At 55.1% G+C, this 8267-nt stretch carries 8 protein-coding genes, 1 tRNA gene and 2 rRNA genes; 7 read left to right on the top strand and 4 right to left on the bottom strand.

Annotated features, from left to right (window positions below):
- From ACJ8KE_RS13640 to dkgB, 4 genes are all read left to right on the top strand, one after another.
- A 23S ribosomal RNA gene (locus ACJ8KE_RS13640) occupies nt 1-100 on the top strand; the annotation flags it as partial.
- A 103-nt stretch (nt 101-203) separates the two neighbouring features.
- Nucleotides 204-319: ribosomal RNA gene (rrf, locus tag ACJ8KE_RS13635) — 5S ribosomal RNA — on the top strand.
- Nucleotides 320-413: 94 nt separating this feature from the next.
- Nucleotides 414-490: transfer RNA gene (locus ACJ8KE_RS13630), tRNA-Asp, on the top strand.
- Nucleotides 491-701: 211 nt separating this feature from the next.
- Complete coding sequence (dkgB, locus tag ACJ8KE_RS13625) at nt 702-1505, top strand: 2,5-didehydrogluconate reductase DkgB (RefSeq protein WP_016929009.1); 804 nt, start codon at nt 702-704, stop codon at nt 1503-1505.
- Nucleotides 1506-1552: 47 nt separating this feature from the next.
- Here dkgB and yafC read toward each other — a convergent pair whose 3' ends face one another.
- Complete coding sequence (gene yafC / locus ACJ8KE_RS13620; protein WP_004930183.1) at nt 1553-2440, bottom strand: DNA-binding transcriptional regulator YafC; 888 nt, start codon at nt 2438-2440, stop codon at nt 1553-1555.
- A 105-nt stretch (nt 2441-2545) separates the two neighbouring features.
- On the opposite strand from yafC, the gene ACJ8KE_RS13615 reads away from it, so the two are divergent.
- Complete coding sequence (locus ACJ8KE_RS13615) at nt 2546-3721, top strand: MFS transporter (RefSeq protein ID WP_197789890.1); 1176 nt, start codon at nt 2546-2548, stop codon at nt 3719-3721.
- Nucleotides 3722-3960: 239 nt separating this feature from the next.
- Nucleotides 3961-4755, top strand: a complete 795-nt coding sequence (locus tag ACJ8KE_RS13610; protein WP_028127832.1) for an endonuclease/exonuclease/phosphatase family protein — start codon at nt 3961-3963, stop codon at nt 4753-4755.
- A gap of 51 nt (nt 4756-4806) precedes the next feature.
- Here the strand turns inward: ACJ8KE_RS13610 and mltD are convergent, their stop codons facing one another.
- Nucleotides 4807-6189, bottom strand: a complete 1383-nt coding sequence (mltD, locus tag ACJ8KE_RS13605) for a murein transglycosylase D (RefSeq protein WP_004930188.1) — start codon at nt 6187-6189, stop codon at nt 4807-4809.
- A gap of 71 nt (nt 6190-6260) precedes the next feature.
- Nucleotides 6261-7016 (bottom strand): hydroxyacylglutathione hydrolase, encoded by a 756-nt coding sequence (gene gloB, locus ACJ8KE_RS13600; protein WP_317006438.1) that lies wholly within the window; start codon nt 7014-7016, stop codon nt 6261-6263.
- Nucleotides 7017-7060: 44 nt separating this feature from the next.
- Here gloB and ACJ8KE_RS13595 point away from each other — a divergent pair, with 44 nt between their 5' ends.
- A complete protein-coding gene (locus ACJ8KE_RS13595) occupies nt 7061-7780 on the top strand; it encodes a class I SAM-dependent methyltransferase (RefSeq protein ID WP_016929004.1) in 720 nt (239 codons plus the stop codon).
- Here ACJ8KE_RS13595 and rnhA read toward each other — a convergent pair.
- The gene (gene rnhA, locus ACJ8KE_RS13590) at nt 7777-8244 is read right to left on the bottom strand and encodes a ribonuclease HI (protein WP_004930193.1); all 468 of its coding nucleotides are present in this window, start codon (nt 8242-8244) and stop codon (nt 7777-7779) included. The two genes, ACJ8KE_RS13595 and rnhA, sit on opposite strands and share 4 nt — an antisense overlap.
- Nucleotides 8245-8267: the final 23 nt, after the last annotated feature.

Here is an 8267-nt window from a genome sequence, read left to right as displayed (position 1 = left end):
CCTGAAGGAACGTTTAAGACTAAGACGTTGATAGGCTGGGTGTGTAAGTGCAGCGATGCATTGAGCTAACCAGTACTAATGATCCGTGAGGCTTAACCTTACAACACCGAAGGTGTTTTGGTGAGACCGAGACAATATTCAGCTTGTTTACAGATTGGATTGACTGGCTTCAGCGATGAAGCGGGTTGATTAAAACGAATTTGCCTGGCGGCAATAGCGCGGTGGTCCCACCTGACCCCATGCCGAACTCAGAAGTGAAACGCCGTAGCGCCGATGGTAGTGTGGGGTCTCCCCATGCGAGAGTAGGACACTGCCAGGCATCAAATAAACGTTATCAGTGTGACGACTGGTAATGCGCAAATCGCAGAACGCGATGTTGCCGGCATCGAAAGATGCAACGTAAAAGAATCGGTGGAGCGGTAGTTCAGTTGGTTAGAATACCTGCCTGTCACGCAGGGGGTCGCGGGTTCGAGCCCCGTCCGTTCCGCCACTTAATTGATAAGCCCTGAGTCTCGACTCAGGGCTTTTTCATATCTGCATTTTGCGCTTTTCAGGCCGGAATTGTCCTTCCTTACCGCCTTCCCCCCCATATTGTTGCCGTTAGATCAAAAGTCTTATGCCGAACCAGGCGTTTTTGATCAATAAAAAAGTTGCCATAATCTTCCTCATACCACATCTACCTGTTAATGAGAGAAAACATTATGAGCATCCCTGCATTTGGTTTAGGTACTTTCCGCCTTCAGGATCAGGTTGTTATCGATTCTGTCAGCACCGCACTCGAGCTGGGCTATCGCACTATCGATACTGCGCAGATCTATGAAAACGAAGCGGCTGTTGGCCAGGCTATCGCTGCCAGCGGCGTGAAACGTGAAGACCTGTTCATCACCACCAAGATTTGGATCGCGAACCTGGCGAAAGGCGCGCTGATCCCAAGCCTGCAAGAAAGCCTGAAAAAACTGCAAACGTCCTACGTTGATCTGACGCTGATCCACTGGCCGTCACCCAACGACGAAGTGCCGGTTGCCGAATTTATGGCTGAGCTGCTGGAAGCGAAAAAGCTGGGACTGACTCGCCAAATTGGCGTATCTAACTTCACCATCGATTTGATGCAGCAAGCGATTGACGCGATTGGCGCCGATGAAATCGCCACCAACCAAATCGAGCTGTCACCGTTCTTGCAGAACCGCAAGGTGGTAGAATTCGCGCAGCAGCACGGCATCGCCATCACCTCTTACATGACGTTGGCCTACGGCAAAGCGCTGCAGGATGAAACGATCAAAAGCATCGCCGCTCGTCACAATGCAACTCCAGCACAGGTTGTCCTGGCTTGGGCATTGAAACTGGGCTATGCAGTTATTCCTTCCTCGACCAAGCGTGAAAACCTGGCGAGCAACCTGTTGGCGCAGCAACTGACGCTGACCGACGAAGATATGGCGCAGATTGCCGCACTGGAGTGCAACGGCCGTCTGGTTAGCCCGGAAGGTCTGGCGCCAAACTGGGATTAATCATTCCTCGCAGTAGTCAGCATAAGGCGCCCATCGGGGCGCCTTTTTTATCGTTTCAGGTATTCACTCACAAAATCAATAAAGCTGCGCAGACGGTTGCTGACGGCGCTGTCGCTGTAATAAACCGCGTTGATCGGCATGGCGACCGGCAGTGTCGCTTCCACCAGAATCGGAACCAAATCTCCACGTTTGATATCTTCGTCGCTCATAAAGTCCGACAGGCAGGCGATACCGTTGCCATGCAGACAGAGATGGCGCTGGGTTTCTCCGCTATTGGTCGTCAAGCCTGGGGTGATTTCCAACTGGCTGCCATCTGAACAAGCCAGTGGCCAGCGGTTCAGGCTGGGCAGGTCGTTGAAGCCGATGCAGCAGTGATGTGCAAGATCTTCTACCGTTAGCGGCGTGCCGTGTTGAGCCAGATAGGCGGGAGAGGCGAGCACATGCCGATAGCTGGTCATCAGTTTGCGTGCTTTCAGCGTGGAATCGGTCAATTCGCCTACGCGGATTGCGATATCCACTTTTCGCTCGATCAAATTGATAAAGTTTTCCGAAGACACCAGCGATAGCGACATTTCAGGATAACGTTCGCGGAACTCCGCCACTAAAGGCGTCAGCATGTGCAGCACCACCGGCGTTGCCGCGTCGACGCGCAGCAGGCCTTGCGGACGCTGGCGGCTTTCCATCAGCGCATTTTCCGCCGCGGCCATGTCGTTCAGTACCTTCTGCACCTGGCGAAAGTAATTCTCTCCTTCCTGAGTCAGGCTGATTTGGCGCGTGGTGCGGTTGAGTAACGTCACGCCCAGTTTGCTTTCCAGTTTTTTCACCGTTCGGCTGACTACGGAGTTCGCTTGTTCCAGGCGTTCGGCCGCCCGGCTGAAGCTGCCGCTTTCCACTACGGTGACAAAGGTGATCAGCTCGTCTGAGTTTGCTTTCATTTTTGCTCCGATAGCAAAGTTAATTTGAAATTTTGAGCATTTTTATCATTTAAGCATAGGCCGATAATAGCCGTCATCAACTTGAATGCTATTTCGGAGTAAAAAATGCCACTCGCATTACTTGCCTTAACCATCAGCGCTTTTGCTATCGGCACGACCGAGTTCGTGATTGTCGGGTTGATCCCGACTATCGCGGAACAGCTTGGGGTGACCGTACCGTCCGCTGGATTGCTGGTGACTATCTATGCCCTCGGCGTGGCCATTGGTGCGCCGGTGCTGACGGCCCTGACCAGCCGTATACCGCGCAAGCTGCTGCTGGTTGGCCTGATGGTGCTGTTCACTCTCGGCAACCTGCTGGCCTGGCAATCACCCAGCTATGAATCGCTGGTGATTGCCCGGTTGTTGACCGGCCTGGCGCACGGCGTGTTCTTCTCTATCGGCTCCACTATCGCGACGAGCCTGGTGGCGAAAGAGAAGGCGGCTTCCGCCATTGCCATCATGTTTGGTGGCCTGACTGTGGCGCTGGTGACCGGCGTACCGTTAGGGACGTTCATCGGCCAGCAGTTTGGCTGGCGTGAAACCTTCCTGGCCGTTTCTCTGATTGGCGCGGTCGCTACGGTGGCCAGCATTATTCTGGTGCCGAACAATATCAAGAACCAGGGCAGTGCCGGCGTGCGGGAACAAATGAAAGTACTGACCCATCCTCGTCTGCTGCTGATTTACGCAATTACCGCATTGGGATACGGCGGGGTCTTCACGACCTTTACCTTCCTTGCGCCGATGATGCAGGAACTGGCGGGCTTCTCTGCTCCGACCGTGAGCTGGATACTGTTGGCTTATGGCGTCGCGGTGGCGGTGGGTAACATCTGGGGGGGCAAGCTGGCCGATCGCCATGGGGCGGTGCGTGCGTTGAGCTTTATCTTTGCCGCGTTGGCCGTTTTGTTACTGGTGTTTCAGTTTACCGCCAGCCACAGTATCGCCGCTTTGCTGACGGTGATTGCGATGGGCGTGTTCGCTTTCGGCAACGTGCCGGGGCTGCAGGTCTATGTGGTACAAAAAGCCGCACAATACACGCCAAATGCGGTGGATGTGGCGTCCGGTCTCAACATCGCGGCGTTCAACATCGGCATTGCGCTTGGTTCGGTGATTGGCGGCCAGACCGTTGCCTCGCTGGGGCTGGCGCAGACCCCCTGGATTGGCGCGCTGATCGTGGTGGTTGCATTGTTGCTGGTTAGCCTCAGTGGCCGTCTGGATAAAAAGTCTCAGCGGCAAACAGCTTGATAGGCAACTATTACTACCTGGCCCGCGTTTTGCGGGCCTTTTCGCATTTTTCACCTATTATCCCCCACCTTTACACAGCTATACCGTCAGAAGATTGAAATCGCTGCAGGTGGCCCCTATAACTGAAAAGGTGATGCCCGCAAAAGCCATGCCCTCTATGCGGGGTAGGCGTATAATCAATTCATCGTTGGCGAGTCTTCATCGCCAGTTTTCATGTTACTGGGTAATAGGCGAATCGCGTGCCGAAACGAACTTATGCAATGCGGTATGTTGCAGGTCAGCCAGTTGAGCGAATCTTTCCTGGCGCCGTTAACCAGCCGTTGCCGCCAGGGGCGGCGCTGCCGACGACCGGCGCCTTGCGCGTTATGGTGTGGAATATTTTCAAACAGCAGCGAGCCGACTGGCTTTCGGTGCTGAAAAACCATGGCAAAGACGCGCAACTGGTGCTGTTGCAAGAGGCGCAAACCACGCCGGAGCTGGTGAGCTACGCTACCGCCAACTACCTGGCGGCCGATCAGGTACCGGCCTTTGTGCTACCGCAGCACCCTTCCGGCGTGATGACGCTGGCGGCCGCTCATCCTGTTTACTGTTGCCCGCTGCGCGAGCGAGAGCCGCTGCTGCGGCTGTCCAAGTCGGCCCTGATCACCGTTTATCCGCTGTACAACGGCGAGCTGTTGATGGTGGTGAACATCCATGCGGTGAACTTTAGCCTGGGCGTCGACGTCTACAGCAAGCAACTGGGGCCAATCGGTGAGCAGATCGCCAGCCACCGGGGGCCGGTGATCATGGCCGGGGACTTCAACGCCTGGAGCCGCAAGCGCATCAATGCGCTGTATGACTTCGCCGGAGAGATGGCGCTGCGCGAAGTGAGCTTCGCCGACGATCATCGCCGCAAGGCCTTCGGCCGCCCGCTGGATTTCGTATTTTACCGCAATCTGGGGGTCGTGGAGGCGTCGGTATTGGTGACCAGCGCGTCGGATCACAATCCGTTGTTGGTGGAGTTCCACCCGGAAAAAGACTCTCCCGTCTGGTGAATCGCAGGTAATAAAAAAGCACCCCGCAGGGTGCTTTTTTGTACCGGAAACTTAGGTATCCGGCGTTAGCTTGTTGCCGACAAACAGGGTCAGCTTCAGACCTGGCTGCAGGTTGCCTTTGGCGAGCGTTGAATTCCAACGCATCACGTCGTTAATATCGACGCCGTGACGACGTGCGATACTGGCGAGCGAATCACCTTTACGGACCTGGTAGGTGATACTGCTGTTACTGCCAGTATTGCTGGCCACTTGCAGGGTTTGCCCAACTTTTATGGCGCTCTTGGCGCGTAAGTTGTTCCAACTCTGCAAATCGCTGGTCTTAACGTTCAGCCGCTTGGCAATGCCCGATAAGGTGTCGCCGGAGCGCACTTTATACGAACTGCCACCGGTCAAACCGCTGTTCTTCGCCAACTGCGTCGTTGGCTGAGTCACGGCGATCTGGCCATCGGCCAGCGAGTCTTTCAGTTGCTCGGCATGTCCTTTGGGAACCATGATGTAATGGGGCCCGTTGGGTGCCGTAACGCCTTTTTTGTAGCCTGGGTTATACGCTTTCATCTTGGTGACTGAAAGCCCTGCCATCTCAGCCGCCTGAGTCAGCTGGATCTGCTGTCCGACATCAATACGCGCCAGCGCACGGGTTTCATCCGTTTTCGGGAGTTTCACGCCGTACTTCTTGCTGTTCTTGATGATGTCGCTCAGCGCCAGCATTTTCGGGACATAGATTGACGTTTCACGCGGAAGCGACAATGCCCAGAAATTGGTTGGCTTACCCTGGCGTTTGTTTGCCTTCACCGCTTGCATCACGCGGCCTTCACCACTGTTATAGGCGGCTACGGTCAGTAACCAGTCGCCGTTAAACATGCGGTTCAAGCGCTGCATCATGTTAAGCGCAGCGGTTGTTGAGGCGACGACATCGCGTCGACCGTCATACCACTGATTGTTTTTCAAACCATAATTACGACCCGTTTGCGGCACGATTTGCCATAGCCCTGCGGCGTTGGCACTTGACGTGGCGTGTGGGTCAAAAGCGCTCTCCACTATGGGTAGCAGTACCAGTTCCATCGGCATATTACGTTTCTTAATCTGCCCGACTATCCAGTACATGTACGGCTCTGCCCGTAATGTTACATCGTGGAGATAGCTCTTACTTTTTAAGTACTTTCTTTTCTGATCACGGATCCGGGAATTTTCCGGAACCTCCATCTTCAGCTCGTCGCTAATGAAGTTCCACAGGTCCTGTTGCGCGGCGGGACTGTTGTTATCCAACCACCGCGCCGAGCTCGCTCGGCCATTTGCTGTGTACTCTCCTGCTTCACCATCTTGACCAGCCGAAGACAAACTCTGTGCATGCTGTTCTGGCGCCGGTGCGTCCTGCCTGGACGACTGGCAACCCACTAGCAAGACTGAGGCGAGAAATATCGCTTTAGCCTTCATGTGTGTGTCAATGTAGTTGCTTAAAAGACGAGCAATAATACTTTGCTTCGCCAAATAACACAACTAAAAGCTTAGAAGTTATCTTTCCGCAGGCGTAATTCGGAAAAAACTGAATGAAGGCTTTGGGGTGGTGAATTAAAGCCTAATTTATTTTGTAAATCAGTGTCATGGCAGCGTAAAAATAGGTTAATTTTGCGCTCTAATTGCAATGTAGTCGGCACGCTGGCTTGGCCTTTTGCCCTTAACGCTTCAACATGTTGTTGATATGTTTCAATCTCTCGATCTTCCGGCAAAATAGCCCGCGCAAACTTAAGATTTGAAAGAGTATATTCATGCGCGCAGCAAATTAAGGTGTTATCGGGAAGTTGCGCGAGTTGTTGAAATGAGTCGTACATTTGTTTGGCGGTGCCTTCAAACAGCCTGCCGCAGCCGGCGGAGAAAATGGTGTCGCCGCAGAACAGATAAGGGGCACTATAGAATGCCACATGGCCCAACGTATGACCGGGAACGGCGATAGTCTTGTAGTGGCGGCCATCGATGTCAAAGGTGTCGCCGTCGCGGACGATGTGGTTGGCGCCTTTGTCCGCGGTTTCTTGCGGCCCATAGACGGCCAGGCCGGGATACTGCGCCACGATCTGCGCCACGCCGCCGACGTGATCGTGATGATGATGGGTCAGCAGGATCGCCGCCGGCGCCAGCTGCAGGCGCTGCAACGCTTCAAGTACCGGCTGCGCTTCACCCGGATCGACGATAATGCAGCGCCCCTGTCGGTCATCCAATAACCAAATGTAATTGTCCTGGAAGGCGGGAATGCTGATAAGATTCATGGTGTACCTCTCGTTGGCAACGGCTTGAAAGAAGATAATAAATCATGAAACCAGCCCATACTCTACAAAAGCTCACCGGCCCGCAGTCCTGGGCTGAGCTGCCGTGGGGGGAGTACTATCGTGAAGCGCTCGAGCGGCAGTTGCAACCCTGGTGGCCCAAGCTGTTCGGTTTCCATCTGCTGAAGATGGGCATGCTCAGCGCCGAGCTGGCCACGGACAAATGCGCAATCTCCCACCAGGTTAACGTAGGGCTGGAGGGGGAAGGGCTGCAGGTGGTCGCCGATGCTTATCAACTGCCGTTCGCCGCCAAGTCGGTAGATGCCTGCCTGCTGGCGCATACGCTGTCCTATGCGGACGATCCGCACCGCATGCTGCGTGAAGTGGACAGGGTGTTGATCGACGACGGCTGGTTGGTCATCAGCAGCTTCAATCCGTTCAGCCTGCTGGGATTGGGCAAGCTGGTGCCCGGGTTGCGTCGCCGCCAGCCCTATGTCAGCCGCATGTTTACCCAGATGCGGCTGCTGGATTGGCTCAGCCTGCTGAATTACGAGGTGTTGCACCAGGCGCGTTTTCACGTGCTGCCGTGGCACCGCAAGGGCGGCAAGTTTTTATGTACCCATTTGCCGGCGCTGGGCTGCATGAGCGTGATTGTGGCGCGTAAGCGCACCTTGCCGCTGACGCCTACGCCGATGAAACTGGGGGCGAGAAAGCCGTCTCTCAGCCGCGCGGTGGGCGCGACCAAGAGCTATCGCAAGCTGCCTTAGGCTTCCGGTTGGTAACCGACGTCTTCCTGCGTCGGTTTGCCGGCCGCTTCGCGCGCCAGCACGTCACAACGTTCGTTCTCCGGATGGCCGGCGTGGCCCTTGACCCATTCCCATTTCACCTCGTGGCGCTGAATGGCCTGATCCAGCCGCTGCCACAGATCGACATTTTTGACCGGTTTTTTGTCGGCGGTTTTCCAACCGCGTTTCTTCCAGTTATGGATCCAGCTGGTGATGCCCTGGCGCACGTACTGGCTGTCGGTGCTGAGCGTCACGGCGCAGGGGACGGTCAGCGCTTCCAGCGCCACGATCGCCGCCATCATTTCCATGCGGTTATTGGTGGTCAGACGAAATCCTTCGCTGAAGGTTTTTTCCGTCTGCTTATAGCGTAGTATCGCGCCGTAGCCACCGGGGCCGGGGTTGCCAAGGCAGGAGCCGTCGGTGAAAATTTCTACCTGTTTGAGCATCTCTGGTAGACTCTTCCTATCAG

It is taken from the genome of Serratia sp. CY56464, from assembly GCF_052168435.1.
Taxonomy (GTDB): Bacteria; Pseudomonadota; Gammaproteobacteria; order Enterobacterales; family Enterobacteriaceae; genus Serratia; species Serratia marcescens.
This window is presented reverse-complemented; position numbering and strand designations above follow the sequence as displayed.